Genomic DNA, 15268 nt, shown 5'->3' on the forward strand with positions numbered 1-15268 from the left:
CGCCCGGTTACATTCCGAACCCGGAAGCTAAGCCTTACAGCGCCGATGGTACTGCAGGGGGGACCCTGTGGGAGAGTAGGACACCGCCGAACAATCTTTGGAGGACCCCTGGTCCCAGCGTTCAGCTGGGACCAGGGGTCCTTTTGTTTTTAGAATGCTTGCAGTACCGAAGACAGGAGTCACCACCATGTCCACCAACTCTCCCGAGGACCGACCGGAGCGCGATCAGCAACGACGGGACAGTGGTGACCGTGGCGATCGAGGCTACCGGGGGGACCGCGGCGGCTTCCGCCGCGACGACAACCGTGGTGGCAACGACCGCGGCGGCAACGACCGTGGTGGCAATCGCGGTGGTGGCTACGCACGCCGTGACGATCGTCGCGATGACAACCGCGGTGGCGGCAACGACCGTCGGAGCGATGATCGTGGTGGGGATCGAGGCGGCTTCCGTCGTGACGATCGTGGTGGTGACAGCCGTGGTGGGGCTCGTCCTGCGTTCCGTCGTGATGACCGGCCGGCCGGGCCTCGCCGGGACGATCGTGACCGTGGGTTCCGGCGTGATGGTGACCGGCCTGCCTTCCGTCGTGACGACCGCGGGGACCGTGGCGAGCGTGTAGAGCGCCGTGACGATGATCGTGGTGGCTTCCGCCGGGACGACAACCGCGGCAGCAGCTATCCGCCGCGCCGTGACGACCGCGGCGACCGCGGTGGCGACCGTGGTGGCTTCCGTCGTGACAACGACCGTCGCGATGACCGCGGTGGCTTCCGCCGCGACGACAACCGCAGCGGTGGTGACCGCGGTGGCTTCCGCCGCGATGACAACCGCAGCGGTGGTGACCGGGGCGGCTTCCGCCGTGACGACAACCGCAGTGGCGGAGACCGCGGTGGGGATCGAGGCGGCTTCCGTCGTGACGATCGTGGTGGCGACAGCCGTGGTGGGGATCGTGGGGCTCGTCCTGCGTTTCGTCGTGATGACCGGCCGGCTGGGCCTCGCCGGGACGATCGTGACCGTGGGTTCCGGCGTGATGGTGACCGGCCTGCCTTCCGTCGTGACGACCGCGGGGACCGTGGCGAGCGTGTAGAGCGCCGTGACGATGATCGTGGTGGCTTCCGTCGGGACGACAACCGCGGCAGCAGCTATCCGCCGCGCCGTGACGACCGCGGCGACCGTGGTGGCTTCCGTCGTGACAACGACCGTCGCGATGACCGCCGTGACGACCGTCGCAGCGATGACCGCGGTGGCTTCCGCCGCGACGACAACCGCAGCGGTGGTGACCGGGGCGGCTTCCGCCGTGACGACAACCGCAGCGGCGGAGACCGCGGTGGGGATCGAGGCGGCTTCCGTCGTGACGACCGTGGCGGCGACAACCGTGGCGGTAGCGGTGGGCCCCGTAGGGACGACCGTGGTGGGCGGCCCGGTGGGTTCCGTGGGCGGGACGACCGGCGCGGTGGTGACGACCGGCGTGGTGGCGGGCGCTTCCGTGAGGAGCGTGACCGGGATCGCGAGCCGATCAAGCGGCTGCCGATTGCCGAGGACGTCACGGGCGACGAGATCGACAAGGACGTACGGCAGGAGCTGCAGAGCCTGCCGAAGGGGCTCGCGGAGGATGTCGCCAAGAACCTGGTGATGGTTGCCCGGCTCATCGACGAGGACCCCGAGGGCGCTTACGCGTACTCCAAGATCGCCCTGCGGCTGGCGTCGCGTGTCGCCGCGGTACGCGAGGCGGCCGGGTTCGCGGCGTATGCGAACCAGAAGTACAGCGAGGCGCTCGCCGAGTTCCGGGCCGCGCGGCGGATGACCGGGAACGTGGAACTGTGGCCGGTCATGGCCGACTGCGAGCGTGGGCTCGGGCGGCCGGAGAAGGCGCTGGAGATGGCCGGTGCGCCCGAGGTGCACAAGCTCGACAAGGCCGGGCAGGTCGAGATGCGGCTCGTCGCCGCAGGTGCCCGGCGTGACATGGATCAGCTGGACGCGGCCATCGTGACGCTGCAGAGCCCGGAGCTCGCCTCCAACTCCGTGCAGCCGTGGACCGCGCGGCTGCGGTACGCGTATGCCGACGCGCTGCTCGCGGCAGGCCGTGAGGGCGAGGCGCGGGAGTGGTTCGCCAAGGCCGTGGAGTCCGACAAGGACGGCAGCACGGATGCCTCCGACCGGCTCGCCGAGATGGACGGCGTGGAGTTCGTCGACGCCTTCGACGAGGACGAGGCCGATGGTGAGGGCGATGCTGAGGTCGCTGAGACGGTCGTAGAGGCCGAAGGCGAAGACGGCGACGAGAGCGGTCTCAAGGACTGAGCGCGGTAGTGAGTGAAGGGGCGGGATCCTGGGATCCCGCCCCTTTTTGCGTTCGCGTCAGACATCCAGCGCGCGGAGGACCAGTCCCGATGCCGGCTTCGGCCCGAACGACGTCGACTTGCGGGGCATCGTGACGCCTTGTCGGGCGAGGTCGCGGACGACCTCCTCGCGGACCGGGTGCATCAGGATGGCGGTGCCGCCGTCGCGTTCCGCCTTCTCGACGGTGGCGGCGGTGTCGTGGATGTAGGCGATGCGGGCGGGGTCGTCCTCGGGGATGTGCCAGATGTGGGCGAGGAGCGTGACGTGCAGGACCGTGGCGTCCAGGGTGCGCCAGGCGGTGGGGCGGTCCCCGGGGATCGTGCGGGACAGGAGGTCCGGGTCGGGGCGGTCCACGAGGTGGAAGGCGCCGTCGCCGGCGAGGAGGAAGGCGTTGCCCGCGCAGGCCGCGTCGGCGAGGGTCTCCAGGGCTTCCGCGAGGGGCACGTCGAGGTGTCGTACGCGGAAGTGGCCGTCGAGAAGGGTGAGGGACTCGGCTACCGGGACGCCGTGCAGGAGGCGGTGGATGGCACGGACGCGGAGGGGGTAGCGGGCCGTGTCGACGAGGAGGACCAGGCCGTGGTCCCAGGGGCTCGGCGAGGGGTGCTCCGCGCGTAGCCGGCGGTAGGTCGCCCAGCGGTGGTGGCCGTCGGCGATGAGGGCCTGGTGGTGGGCCAGGTCGGTCTGGACGCGGGCCAGGTCGGTGGGGTCGGTGACCGACCACAGGCGATGGCTGTAGCCGTCCTCCGTGGTGGTGGAGAGCAGCGGTGGCCGCTCGGCGGTGCGTTCCACGAAGTCGGCGGTCGATCCGTTGCCGCGGTAGGTGAGGAGCAGGGGCTCCAGGTTCGCCGAGGTGGCGCGCATGAGGGCCGCGCGGTCGGCGACCACGTGCGGCATGACGTCCTCGTGGGGCAGGACCACGCCCTCGGACGGGTCCGACAGGCGCAGGGTGCCGATGATCCCGCGCTGGAGCAGGCCGGCGCCGTCGTGCTGTTCGTAGACGTACAGGCCGGGCTCGGGGTCGGCGGCCAGGATTCCCTCGGACAGCCAGCCGCGCAGGGTGCGGGCTGCCTGTTCGTTGCGTTCGGCCGGGGTGGTGGCCTGCGGGAGGATCAACCGGACGATGTTGTACGGGTCGTTGGACTGGAGCTGGTGCAGGCCGTCGGGGCGGACCACGACGTCGTACGGAGGGGATGTCACGGCGGCCAGGCTGCCGACCCGGTCGGGGTCGTAGCGCAGGCCTCGGAACGGGGTGAGTTCCAGGCCTCGGCGCGCTGTTGCTTCCGGGTGACCTGCTGTGTTCATCCCGGCATCGTACGGGTGTCAGTGGCATGGGGGATGATCGGGGGAAAGCCGTCGAACTAGGAGCGATGCGGAATGAGCCAGGGCGTGAGGACGAGGCCCGAGGGCAGTGGGCAGGCTCTGAACGAGGCGTACGACACGGCGCTGCTCGACCTCGACGGGGTGGTGTACGCGGGCGGGAACGCGATCGCGCACGCGGTCGAGTCGCTCGCCGTCGCGCGTGACGGCGGCATGCACCTCGCCTATGTCACGAACAATGCGCTGCGTACGCCCGACGCCGTGGCCGAGCATCTCGGCGAGCTGGGGATACCGACGGAGGCGGACGACGTGATCACCTCCGCCCAGGCGGTGGCGCGGCTGATCAGTGAGCAGGTGCCGGGCGGTTCGCGGGTGCTGGTGATCGGGGGCGAGGGGCTGCGGGTCGCGCTGCGGGAGCGGGGTCTTGAGCCCGTCGAGTCGGCGGACGACGATCCGGCGGCGGTCGTGCAGGGCTTCGGCGGACCGGACCTGCCCTGGGGGCGCTTCGCCGAGGCCAGTTACGCCGTCGCGCGCGGGGTGCCCTGGTACGCGTCCAACACCGACCTGACCATTCCGAGCGGGCGTGGCATCGCGCCGGGCAACGGCGCGGCGGTGGAGGTCGTGCGGATCGCGACCGGCGCCGAGCCGCAGGTCGCAGGCAAGCCGTTGCCGCCCATGCACCGGGAGACGATTCTGCGGACCGGTGCGAAGAAGCCGCTGGTGGTCGGCGACCGGCTGGACACCGACATCGAGGGCGCGTTCAACGGGGAGGTCGATTCGCTGCTCGTGCTCACCGGCGTCACCGACGGCGCCCAGTTGCTGGCCGCGCCGCCGCAGCACCGGCCGACCTATGTGGACGCCGATCTGCGGGGGATGCTCACCGGGCAGCCCGAGGTCACCGAGGCGGGAGAGGGCTTCCGGTGCGGTGGCTGGACGGCTACGGCCGGGACGGAGCGGCTGGAACTCGACGGTGACGGCGAGGCGCTGGACGGGCTGCGAGCGCTGTGCGCGGCGGCCTGGACGGCGGGGGGAGAAGCGGCGTGCGAGCTGGACGGGGGCAAGGCGCTGGCCAAGCTGGGGTTGTGAGCCGTAGGGGTGGGCAGCCGTGGGGGCGGGCGTTCCAGTGAGTCCGGGTGTGTTCGGGCCTCGGGATCGTGGCTGATTGGCAGGGTAGGCTAACCTAACTGCGTGTTGGTCGACAGTCCTCCCGAACAGCGCGCGGAGACCGCCCCCGCGCCCCCAACCCGCCGGGCGATACGAGTTCTTGGGCTGCTCGTCTCCGTGGCCATCCTGCTGGCTGTCGCGGGCGCGAGCATCGCGATCGGTGCGAAGGGTCTGTCGGCCGGGCAGGTCTGGCACGGCCTCTTCCACGACACGGGGACCTACGGCGATGTCGTGGTGGCGGACCGGCTCTCGCGGACCGTCCTCGGGCTGCTGGCCGGCGCCGCCCTCGGCCTGTCCGGGGCGGTGCTTCAGGCGCTCACCCGCAATCCGCTGGCCGACCCCGGACTGCTCGGCATCAACGCGGGCGCGTCCGCCGCGGTCGTCACCGCGATCACCTTCTTCGGCGTCACCTCGCTCAACGGCTATGTGTGGTTCGCCTTTCTCGGCGCGGCCGCGGTCGGCGCGCTGGTCTGGTTCCTCGGCGGCAGCAGGGGGGCCACGCCGGTGCGGCTCGCGCTGGCCGGTACGGCGATCAGCGCGGCGCTCTACGGCTATCTCCAGGCCGTGATGATCACCGACGACCAGGCGCTCAACAAGATGCGCTTCTGGACGGTCGGTTCGCTGTCCTCGGCGAACAACTCGACCATCCTCCAGGTTCTGCCGTTCCTCGCGGCCGGCTCGCTCCTCGCGCTCGCACTGGCCCGGCCGCTCAACGCGATGGAGATGGGCGACGACACCGCGAAGGCCCTCGGCGCCCACCTCAACCGCACCCGGGCGCTGGCCATGCTCTCCGCGACCGTGCTGTGCGGGGCCGCCACCGCCGCCTGCGGACCGATCGTGTTCGTCGGCCTGATGGTGCCGCACATCGTGCGCTCCTTCACCGGCCCCGACCTGCGCTGGATCCTGCCGTACGCGACCGTCCTGTCGCCCGTGCTGCTGCTGGGCTCGGACGTCATCGGGCGGATCGTCGCCCGGCCCGCGGAGCTCCAGGTCGGTATCGTCACCGCGCTCATCGGCGGGCCGGTCTTCATCTTTCTCGTACGACGGCGGAGGACGGCGCAGCTGTGAAGACCAACCGTGCCCTCAGGACCCCCGGCGGACTCTCGGTCCGGGTGGACGTCCGGGCCGCTGTCGTCGTAGGCCTGATCCTGCTCGCCGCGCTCACCGCGAGCGTCGTACTGATCGGCACCGGCGACTTCCCGATCCCCGCCAAGGACGTCCTCAGGACACTGCTCGGGAACGGCAACGCCGGGCAGGAGTTCATCGTCAACGATCTGCGGCTGCCCAGGGTCCTCGTCGGGCTTCTCGTGGGCGCCTCGCTCGGGCTCGGGGGCGCGCTGTTCCAGGCCATCTCCCGTAATCCGCTGGGCAGTCCGGATGTGCTCGGGCTCTCCCAGGGGGCGACGGCCGGGGCGCTCACCATGATCGTGCTGTTCTCCGGGAGCGCTGCCCAGATCACCACGGGCGCGCTCGTGGGCGGACTGGTCACAGGGTTCGCGATCTATCTGCTCGCCTGGAAACAGGGTGTGCACGGATACCGGTTGGTCCTGGTCGGTATCGGGGTCTCCGCGATCGTCACCGCGGTCAACGGCTATCTGCTGACCAGGTCCACGCTCACCGAGGCGGCCCAGGCCGTCGTCTGGATGACCGGTTCACTCAGTGGCCGGGACTGGGCGCAGGTCTGGCCGCTGCTGTGGCTGTGCGCCGTCCTGGTACCGCTGGTCCTCGTCAATGCGCGGGGCCTCAGGATGATGGAGATGGGCGACGACGTCTCGAACGCCCTCGGAGTGCGTGTCGAGCGCGTACGGCTGCTGTTGCTGGTCGCGGCCGTACTGCTCACCGCCGCCGCCACCGCGGCCGCCGGTCCGGTCAGCTTCGTCGCGCTCACCGCACCCCAGCTGGCCCGCCGTCTGACCCGCTCGCCCGGCCCCAACCTGCTCCCGTCCCTGTGCATGGGCGCCACCCTCCTGGTCACCGCCGACTGGGTCTCGCAGAAGGTCTTCGGGGCCGACCAGCTGCCCGTGGGCGTGGTCACCGGAGTCCTCGGCGGCGTCTACCTGCTGTGGCTCCTGGTCACCGAGCGCAAGGCGGGCCGGATATGAGTGCCGCGAGCATCTTCGACAGCGGACTGAACAACACAAGGAGCACCGTGAACCGCCTGTCCGCCGACACCGTCACCCTCGCCTACGACCAGTGCGTCATCGCCGAGCAGCTGTCGGTGGAGATACCCGACAACTCCTTCACGGTGATCGTCGGTCCCAACGCGTGCGGCAAGTCCACGCTCCTGCGGGCCCTCTCGCGGATGCTCAAGCCCGCCCAGGGCAAGGTGCTGCTCGACGGGCAGGTCATCCAGTCGATGCCGGCGAAGAAGGTCGCCCGCACCCTGGGTCTGCTCCCGCAGTCCTCGATCGCGCCCGACGGGATCACCGTCGCCGACCTGGTGGGCCGCGGCCGCTATCCGCACCAGGGCATCCTGCGCCAGTGGTCCACCGAGGACGAGCGGGTCGTCCAGGAGTCCATGCGGCAGACCGGGGTCGAGGAACTCGCCGAGAGGTACGTCGACGAGCTGTCCGGCGGTCAGCGGCAGCGGGTGTGGATCGCGATGGCACTCGCCCAGCAGACCCCGCTGCTGCTGCTCGACGAGCCGACGACCTACCTCGACATCCAGCACCAGATCGACGTCCTCGACCTCTGTGCCGAGCTGCACGAGGGGCAGGGGCGGACGCTGGTCGCCGTCCTGCACGATCTGAACCACGCGGCCCGGTACGCCACGCATCTGATCGCGCTCAAGGACGGCAGGATCATCGCCGAGGGCGCCCCGAACGACATCGTCACGGCCGAGCTGGTCGAGGAGGTCTTCGGGCTGCGCTGCCAGGTCATCGACGACCCGGAGACGGGGACGCCGCTGGTGGTGCCGGCCTCGCGGAAGGCACGCGCGCGTGTGGCGGCGGGCAGCGGGAGGACGGGCAGCGGGACGGTGGGCGTTACAGAAGCTTCCTGAGCTGCAACAGGTCCCTGAGCCCCGCCTCCAGCTTCACCCGGCCCGAGCCCCAGGCCCTGGCGAAGTTCAGCTCGCCGTCCACCAGGGACACCAGGTCGTCCCCGGACATGGTCAGCCTGATCTGGGCCTTCTCCTTCGGAGGGCCTTGCAGGGTGTCGTGCACCACGATCCGGCCGCCCGTCATCCGGCCGACGAAGGTGACGTCGAGATCGGTGATGCGGCAGCTCACCGAGCGGTCCATGGACGCCGCCGCGGCGACGTCCCCCTCGGTGCTCCGCATGGTGTCGGAGAGCTTCTCGAGTGCGGCGCGGCACTCCTCGATCGTGGCCATCGCGATCGACGGTACCCCAGGGGTTCGAGGTAGCGTCTGGGCATGAGCGACGCAGTTCCAGAGCCTTCACAAGAGGTCGAGGTCGAACCCGAGTACGACCCGGCTGCTCCCGCCCCGCTGGGCGTCCTCCGCACCCCCACCGGCAACGCGGAGGTCGACGCCCGGCTGGAGCGGCTGGACGATGCCGACCACCTCGCCACGGACGGCCACCTCGAGGTGTACGAGGATGTACACCGGGGGCTGCGCGACGCGCTCACCGCGCTCGACGCGCGCCCGGAACCTTTGGCGCCCTCACCGTCGTATGACCAGAGGGCGCCCTCACCCTCGTATGGCACTAGGAGCTGAACCGAACGTGGCAGGAGTCGCACGCCGTCGTCTGGACGCGGAGTTGGTCCGGCGGAAGCTCGCGCGCTCGCGCGAGCACGCCGGGCAGCTGATCGCGGCCGGACGGGTCACTGTCGGAAAGACCGTCGCGACCAAGTCCGCCACCCAGGTGGAGACCGCGGCCGCGATCCTGGTCCAGAACGACGACAGCGATCCCGACTACGTGTCCCGGGGCGGGCACAAGCTTGCGGGTGCCCTTCAGGCGTTCGTACCCCGGGGGCTGGTCGTCGAGGGGCGGCGGGCGCTGGACGCCGGCGCGTCCACCGGCGGTTTCACCGATGTGCTGCTGCGGGCGGGCGTCGCGCACGTGGTCGCCGTCGACGTCGGCTACGGCCAACTCGCGTGGTCTCTCCAGAGCGATGAACGCGTCACCGTCAAGGACCGTACGAACGTACGCGAGTTGACGCTCGAAGCGATCGATGGGGAACCAGTGGATCTTGTCGTGGGGGATCTGTCCTTCATCCCGCTCGGACTGGTACTGCCCGCCCTGGTGCGGTGCGTGAAGCCGGACGCCGACCTGGTGATGATGGTCAAGCCGCAGTTCGAGGTGGGGAAGGAACGGCTGGGCAGTGGGGGAGTCGTCCGCAGCACGCAGCTGCGGGCCGAGGCAGTGCGGGGGGTCGCCGGGAAGGCGGCCGAACTCGGGCTCGGGGTGAGCGGCGTCACGGCCAGTCCGTTGCCCGGGCCCTCGGGCAATGTCGAATACTTTTTGTGGCTGCGTGCCGGGGCACCTGCTCTGGACCCGGCCGACGTTGACCGTGCAGTGGCGGAGGGGCCGCGTTGACACCGAACCGAGCTCGTACTGTTTTCCTGCTCGCCCACACCGGGCGGCCCGCGGCCATCCGCAGTGCCGAGCTGGTCGTGAAGGGGCTGATGCAGTCCGGGATCGGCGTGCGCGTGCTGGCGTACGAGGCCGCCGACCTGCCGCTGCCGCCCGAGGTGGAACTCGTCAAGGAGGCCACTCCCCAGTGCCTTGAAGGGTGCGAGCTGCTCATCGTGCTCGGGGGTGACGGGACGCTGCTGCGTGGCGCCGAGTTCGCCCGGGCCTCCGGGGTGCCGATGCTGGGCGTCAACCTCGGCAGTGTCGGGTTCCTCGCGGAGGCCGAGCGGGACGATCTCGACAAGGTCGTCGATCGGGTGGTGACCAAGTCGTACGAGGTCGAGGAGCGGATGACCGTCGATGTCGTCGTTCACCGGAACGGGGACATCGTCCACACCGACTGGGCGCTGAACGAGGCGGCCGTGCAGAAGGCAGGCGCGGAGAAGCTGCTCGAGGTCGTGCTGGAGATCGACGGCCGGCCGGTGACGGGGTTCGGGTGTGACGGGATCGTGCTGTCCACGCCCACCGGGTCCACGGCGTATGCGTTCTCGGCCGGTGGGCCTGTCGTGTGGCCCGAGGTGGAGGCGCTGCTGATGGTGCCGATCTCAGCGCATGCGCTGTTCGCGAAGCCGTTGGTGACCTCGCCGAACTCTGTGCTGGCCGTGGAGTTGTTGCCGCACATCCCGCCGGGGGTGTTGTGGTGTGACGGGCGGCGGACGTTCGAGTTGCCGCCGGGGGCGCGGGTTGAGGTTCGGCGGGGGGCTGTGCCGGTGCGGCTTGCTCGACTGCATCATGCTTCGTTCACGGATCGGCTGGTGGCGAAGTTCGCGTTGCCGGTTTCCGGGTGGCGGGGGGCGCCTCACTAGCCAACCGTGGGGGGTGGTTGCGGAGTGTGGGCGGCTGCGGGCCGGTGGGGCTTTTCGCGCAGTTCCCCGCGCCCCTTAAAAGCCTGACACTCGCCCGAGTGACAAGGGCACCTCGCACTCGCCCGTCCCGACCTCGTAAGGTCGTCACCGTGCTGGAAGAGATGCGGATACGGTCGCTCGGAGTCATCGATGACGCCGTCGTCGAGTTGTCGCCCGGGTTCACCGCTGTCACCGGTGAGACGGGTGCGGGCAAGACCATGGTGGTCACCAGCCTGGGGCTGCTGCTCGGTGGGCGGGCTGACGCGGCGCTCGTGCGGATCGGTGCCGAGAAGGCGGTGGTGGAGGGGCGGATCAGTGTGTCCGCCGGTGACTCCGTCGTCGTACGGGCCGAGGAGGCCGGGGCGGAGATCGACGACGGGGCGCTGCTGATCAGCCGTACCGTTTCCGCCGAAGGGCGGTCCCGGGCGCACCTGGGCGGGCGGTCCGTGCCGGTCGGGGTGCTCGCCGAGCTCGCCGACGAGCTGGTCGCCGTGCACGGGCAGACCGATCAGCAGGGGCTGCTCAAGCAGAACCGGCAGCGGCAGGCTCTCGACCGGTACGCGGGCGACGCGGTCACCGTGCCGCTGGCCAAGTACACCGAGGCCTACCGGCGGCTGCGGGCCGTCTCCGTCGAACTGGACGAGATCGTCACCCGCGCGCGTGAGCGGGCCCAGGAAGCCGGCATGCTGCGGTACGGGCTCGACGAGATCGCCGGTGTCGAGCCGCGTGCGGGTGAGGATGTCGAGCTGGCCGAGGAGGCCGAGCGGCTCGGGCACGCCGAGGCGCTGTCGTCGGCCGCCACGGCCGCTCACGCCGCCCTCGCCGGGAATCCCGAGGACCCGGAGGGCATCGACGCCGCGACGCTCGTGGCGGGCGCTCAGCGGGCTCTGGAGGCCGTACGGTCGCACGACCCCGCCCTGGCCGCGCTCGCTGACCGGATCGGGGAGATCGGCATCCTGCTCGCGGACGTGTCCGGCGAGTTGGCGGGATACGCCGACGACCTGGACGCCGATCCGCTGCGGCTGTCGGCCGTCGAGGAGCGGCGGGCCGCACTCACCGCGTTGACGCGGAAGTACGGCGAGGACGTCGGCGCGGTGCTCACCTGGGCCGAGCAGAGCGCCGCGCGGCTCACCGAACTCGACGGCGACGACGAGCGCATCGACGAACTGACCGCGGAACGGGACGCGCTCAGGGCCGAACTGGGCGGGCTGGCGCAGGCGTTGTCGGATGCGCGAACGGACGCCGCGGAGAGGTTTGCGGCGGCGGTGACGGCAGAGCTGGCGTCGCTGGCGATGCCCCACGCGCGTGTGTCCTTCGACATCCGGCAGACCGAGGACCCGGAGGGCGTGGAGGTCGGCGGGCGCGCGGTCGCGTACGGGACGTCCGGTGTCGACGAGGTCGAGCTGCTGCTCGCCCCGCACCCGGGGGCGCCGCCGCGGCCCATCGCCAAGGGCGCGTCCGGTGGTGAGCTGTCGCGGGTGATGCTGGCCGTCGAGGTCGTATTCGCGGGGACGGACCCCGTGCCGACGTATCTCTTCGACGAGGTCGACGCGGGTGTCGGCGGCAAGGCGGCGGTGGAGATCGGGCGGCGCCTTGCGCGGCTCGCGAAGACCGCGCAGGTTGTCGTCGTGACGCACTTGCCTCAGGTCGCTGCGTTCGCCGACCGGCAGTTGCTGGTCGAGAAGACCAACGACGGGTCCGTCACCCGGTCCGGTGTGAAGGTGCTGGAAGGCGAGGAACGGGTGCGGGAGCTCTCCCGGATGCTCGCCGGGCAGGAGGACTCCGAGACGGCCCGGGCGCATGCGGAGGAGTTGCTGGCCACGGCTCGGGCTGACGCGTGACGGGGTGTTCCTTGTAGGCGCGGCCACCTTTGACTCGCGTCGGCGTGTGGGAACGACGGGGGTGGGTGCGGTCGGGATTGTCGGCTGCGGGCCGGTGGGGGCTGGTCGCGCAGTTCCCCGCGCCCCTGGGGGGACGGGCTGGGCGTGGAGAGGTTCGTGACACTGGGATGGGTTCGGACGGCTTGTTCTCACTCTTGTGAGTGATGCCGACTCGCCGTGCATGCTCTTCACCCGCTCTTCGTATGCGCGGAACACCCGTACGTCCTGGCATCCTTGGGGGAGAACCCGTCACGCGTAGGAAGCGCGCGGTACACCCCCTCCGCTCGATACCTTCTGTACGTTTCCTCGTGACCGTCCGACCCGAACCAGGAGCCCCGGCCACGTGACCCCCGTGAGCAGCCACTCACCGCACGGCCAGTCGCCGCTGCGTACCGTGCAGGTACTGGGCGGCGGCAATGCCGGCAGCAGCGCGCATGTGCGCTCCCTGACCTCGGGGCTCGTCGCGCGGGGCGTGCGGGTCACGGTGTGCGCCCCCGCCGAGGCGGATCGCACCTACGACTTCTCCGGGGCCGGCGCCGAACACGTGCACGTGCCGCGCAGCAGCGATCCGACCTCCGTGGCCGTGCTGCGGTCGGCGTGCGCGGATGCGGACCTGGTGCACGCGCACGGGCTGCACGCCTCGTTCCGCGCGGTGCTGGCGCTCGCAGGGCGGCGGACTCCGCTCATCGTCACCTGGCACGACCGGGCGTACGCCGAGGGGGCGCGGGCTCATTTCGTACGCCTCCTCGAGCGCCGGGTCGTGAAGGCCGCCTCCGTGGTCCTCGGATCCACCTCGGCGCTCGTGGACCGGGCGCGCAGGACGGGTGCCCGGGACGCGCGGCTCGCCGCAGTGGCCCTGCCTGGACCGCGCGGGGCCGTCGAGCAGGAGGACCCCGATCGGCTGCGGCCGAAGATGCGGGCCGAACTGGGGGCCACCGGCAGGCCGTTGCTGATGGCGGTCGGCGCCCTGGAGCGGCACAAGGGCTACGAGACGCTGCTGGACGCGGCACGCGCGTGGCGCCTTCTCGACCCCCTGCCGCTGGTCGTCGTCGCGGGGGAGGGTCCGCTGCGGCCCGTTCTGCAGAGCCGCATCGAGGAAGAAGGGCTGCCGGTTCGCCTCATCGGCCGACGCGACGACATCGCCGAACTGCTCGCGGCCGCCGATCTCGCACTCCTGCCGAGCCGTTGGGAGGCCCGCTCGGTGCTCGCCCAGGAGGCCTTCCACGCGCGCGTGCCGCTCGTCGCGACCGCGGTCGGCGGCATCCCCGAACTCGTGGGCGACGCCGCCGAACTGGTCCCGTACGGCAACCCGGAGGCCCTCGCCGACGCCGTCGTACGGCTGCTCGGGGATCCCGAGCGGCAGGAACTGCTGAGGGAACGGGGTGTGCGGCAGGCGGCCACCTGGCCCACCGAGGACGAGACCGTCGCTCAAGTGCTGAGTGTCTACGACGAGTTGACCCAGCCCCGGCCGCTGCTCTAGGGCACGTGCCTGCGCGCCCGCAGGGCCAGGCTCAACGCCAGTACCGTCTGCGGGTCGTCGAGGTCCGTGCCGAGCAACTCGCCGATGCGGGCAAGGCGGTTGTAGAGGGTCTGCCGGTTGAGGTGGAGTTCGCGGGCCGTCTCCGCCTTGCGGCCCGCGTGTGCCAGATAGGTCTCCAGGGTGGGCAGCAGAGGCGGCTTGGAGCGGTTGTCGTGGGCGCGCAGCGGGCCGATCGCGCGGTCCACGAAGGCCGCGAGGTCCGGGTGGTCACGCAGCCGCCACAGCAGGAGGTCGATGTCGAGGCGGCGGGCGTCGTACCAGGGGCGGTCGGACAGGCCCTGTGCTGCCGTCGCCGTCTCGGCCGCGTGCCGCAGGCCTGCCGAGGCCGCCGCCCAGCTGCCCGCCACGCCGACCACGACCACGGGCGGCTGGGCGCCGGGCCGTTGCATCCCGGCCCGCTCCACGCCCGCCCGCAGCGCCGCCGCGACCCGGTCCGCCACCGCCGACCGCTCCGACTCCGAGCGCAGGCCGAGCAGCACGAGCACGCGGCCCTCGACCGGTCGTACGCCGAGCAGGACCGGCACACCGACCGCGGCCAGCTCTTCGGAGACCGCCCGGGCCAGGACCGCCCAGCCGCCGCCCGGGGAGAGCGCGTCGCCCAGCCGCATCACCACGGGCAGCAGTGGTCCGGTGCCCGGCTTGAATCCCAGCACGCGCGCCTGCGCGGGCGCGTCCTCGGCGGTGATCCGGCCCTCGGCGAGGTCGGTGAGGAAGTCACCGCGGCCGCGCGCCGCCAGCTCCTCCTCCTGGCGGGCCTGCATCAGGACGACGGCCAGGATGCCCGCGGCGCGTTCGGCCGCCATGCGGTGCACCGGCCCGAGCGGGGCCCGCACCGGAAGCAGGACCAGCCGCGCCCGTACCGAACCCGTGCCGGCGCCGCCGCCGGGCACGTCCACGAGAACCGAGCCGGACGGCGGGAGGTCCTTGTGCTGGCCCCGCAGCCCCTCCCACACCTGGAGCGGGTCGGCGCCCTCGGGGCCCGCCCCGGCGGCGTACAGGAGCCGGCCGTCCGGTGTCTCCAGGAAGACCGGGTTGCCGCCGAAGTCGGCCAGGATGCCGAGCACCTGCGGGATGCCCCCGCCGCCCAGCAGGGCCCCGGTACAGCGGCGGTGCACCTCCTCCGCGCGCTGGAGCAGCGCGTAGTGGCCGTTGACGATCTCGGTGTGGATCTCCTCGGTGACCGCCACGAACGGCACCTCGCGGTGCAGTTGGACGAGCGGCAGGCCGGTCGCGCGGGCCGTGTCGACGAGGGACGCGGGAAGCCGGGTGAAACGCGGGCCGAGCTCGACGACCAGGGCCGCGATACCGCGCTCGGCCAGGGTGCGGACGAACGCGCGTTGTTCGGCCGGACGCGTGCCGAGCCCGTAGCCGGTGGTCAGCAGCAGCTCGCCGCCCTTCAGCAGCGAAGCGATGTTGGGCACCTCGCCCGCGTGCACCCAGCGCACGGTCCGCTGCAGCCGGTCCGCGCCCGCGAGGATCTCCGGGAGCCCGCTGCGCAGACCGGGCAGCTCCAGCGCCCGCTGCACGGTGATCCCGGCTCCCTGCGTGTCGAATCCGCTGCTCGTGGCGCTGTCCATGAGCCGGACGCTACCCG

Annotated in this window: 13 protein-coding genes, 1 rRNA gene and 1 pseudogene; 12 read left to right on the forward strand and 3 right to left on the reverse strand. The window is 71.5% G+C overall.

Annotated elements, in window-relative coordinates; translation table 11 throughout:
* The 3 genes and pseudogenes from rrf to ACFYRX_RS11230 form a co-directional block, all read left to right on the forward strand.
* Positions 1–92: ribosomal RNA gene (gene rrf, locus ACFYRX_RS11220) — 5S ribosomal RNA — on the forward strand; the annotation flags it as partial.
* Positions 93–397: 305 nt separating this feature from the next.
* A pseudogene (locus tag ACFYRX_RS11225) lies at positions 398–1405 on the forward strand (hypothetical protein); the annotation flags it as partial.
* Positions 1406–1519: 114 nt separating this feature from the next.
* Positions 1520–2293 (forward strand): hypothetical protein, encoded by a 774-nt coding sequence (locus ACFYRX_RS11230; RefSeq protein WP_389099075.1) that lies wholly within the window; start codon positions 1520–1522, stop codon positions 2291–2293.
* 57 nt (positions 2294–2350) lie between these two features.
* On the opposite strand, the gene ACFYRX_RS11235 is transcribed toward ACFYRX_RS11230, so the two are convergent.
* Positions 2351–3634, reverse strand: a complete 1284-nt coding sequence (locus tag ACFYRX_RS11235) for a DUF1015 domain-containing protein (RefSeq protein WP_389098236.1) — start codon at positions 3632–3634, stop codon at positions 2351–2353.
* Positions 3635–3706: 72 nt separating this feature from the next.
* Here ACFYRX_RS11235 and ACFYRX_RS11240 point away from each other — a divergent pair, with 72 nt between their 5' ends.
* From ACFYRX_RS11240 to ACFYRX_RS11255, 4 genes are all read left to right on the forward strand, one after another.
* Positions 3707–4735 (forward strand): HAD-IIA family hydrolase, encoded by a 1029-nt coding sequence (locus ACFYRX_RS11240; protein ID WP_389098238.1) that lies wholly within the window; start codon positions 3707–3709, stop codon positions 4733–4735.
* A 102-nt stretch (positions 4736–4837) separates the two neighbouring features.
* Positions 4838–5881 carry a FecCD family ABC transporter permease gene (locus ACFYRX_RS11245; RefSeq protein ID WP_389098240.1) on the forward strand — a complete coding sequence of 348 codons (1044 nt, stop codon included), beginning with the start codon at positions 4838–4840 and terminating at the stop codon, positions 5879–5881.
* Positions 5878–6915: a FecCD family ABC transporter permease gene (locus ACFYRX_RS11250; protein ID WP_389098242.1), complete on the forward strand. Its 1038-nt coding sequence runs from the start codon at positions 5878–5880 to the stop codon at positions 6913–6915. The genes ACFYRX_RS11245 and ACFYRX_RS11250 overlap by 4 nt, the downstream gene beginning before the upstream one ends.
* On the forward strand, positions 6912–7814 hold the full coding sequence (locus tag ACFYRX_RS11255; protein ID WP_389098244.1) for an ABC transporter ATP-binding protein: 903 nt from the start codon (positions 6912–6914) through the stop codon (positions 7812–7814). The genes ACFYRX_RS11250 and ACFYRX_RS11255 overlap by 4 nt, the downstream gene beginning before the upstream one ends.
* Here the strand turns inward: ACFYRX_RS11255 and ACFYRX_RS11260 are convergent.
* Positions 7798–8145 (reverse strand): SCP2 sterol-binding domain-containing protein, encoded by a 348-nt coding sequence (locus ACFYRX_RS11260; protein ID WP_389098246.1) that lies wholly within the window; start codon positions 8143–8145, stop codon positions 7798–7800. The genes ACFYRX_RS11255 and ACFYRX_RS11260 overlap by 17 nt on opposite strands.
* 42 nt (positions 8146–8187) lie before the next feature.
* Between ACFYRX_RS11260 and ACFYRX_RS11265 the strand changes: the two genes are divergently transcribed.
* From ACFYRX_RS11265 to ACFYRX_RS11285, 5 genes are all read left to right on the forward strand, one after another.
* Positions 8188–8490, forward strand: coding sequence for a hypothetical protein (locus ACFYRX_RS11265; RefSeq protein WP_389098248.1), 303 nt, complete (start codon positions 8188–8190; stop codon positions 8488–8490).
* A gap of 7 nt (positions 8491–8497) precedes the next feature.
* On the forward strand, positions 8498–9313 hold the full coding sequence (locus tag ACFYRX_RS11270; protein ID WP_389098250.1) for a TlyA family RNA methyltransferase: 816 nt from the start codon (positions 8498–8500) through the stop codon (positions 9311–9313).
* Entirely contained in the window at positions 9310–10215 is a 906-nt protein-coding gene (locus tag ACFYRX_RS11275) for an NAD kinase (RefSeq protein WP_389098252.1), read from the forward strand. Before ACFYRX_RS11270 ends, ACFYRX_RS11275 begins: the two co-directional genes overlap by 4 nt.
* A 161-nt stretch (positions 10216–10376) precedes the next feature.
* Positions 10377–12095 carry a DNA repair protein RecN gene (gene recN, locus ACFYRX_RS11280; RefSeq protein WP_389099076.1) on the forward strand — a complete coding sequence of 573 codons (1719 nt, stop codon included), beginning with the start codon at positions 10377–10379 and terminating at the stop codon, positions 12093–12095.
* A 382-nt stretch (positions 12096–12477) separates the two neighbouring features.
* Positions 12478–13614 carry a glycosyltransferase family 4 protein gene (locus tag ACFYRX_RS11285; protein ID WP_389098254.1) on the forward strand — a complete coding sequence of 379 codons (1137 nt, stop codon included), beginning with the start codon at positions 12478–12480 and terminating at the stop codon, positions 13612–13614.
* Here the strand turns inward: ACFYRX_RS11285 and ACFYRX_RS11290 are convergent.
* Positions 13611–15251 carry a PucR family transcriptional regulator gene (locus tag ACFYRX_RS11290; protein WP_389098256.1) on the reverse strand — a complete coding sequence of 547 codons (1641 nt, stop codon included), beginning with the start codon at positions 15249–15251 and terminating at the stop codon, positions 13611–13613. The two genes, ACFYRX_RS11285 and ACFYRX_RS11290, sit on opposite strands and share 4 nt — an antisense overlap.
* Between the last annotated feature and the right edge of the window lie 17 nt (positions 15252–15268).

It is taken from the genome of Streptomyces sp. NPDC005374, assembly GCF_042872225.1.
Classification (GTDB): Bacteria; Actinomycetota; Actinomycetes; order Streptomycetales; family Streptomycetaceae; genus Streptomyces.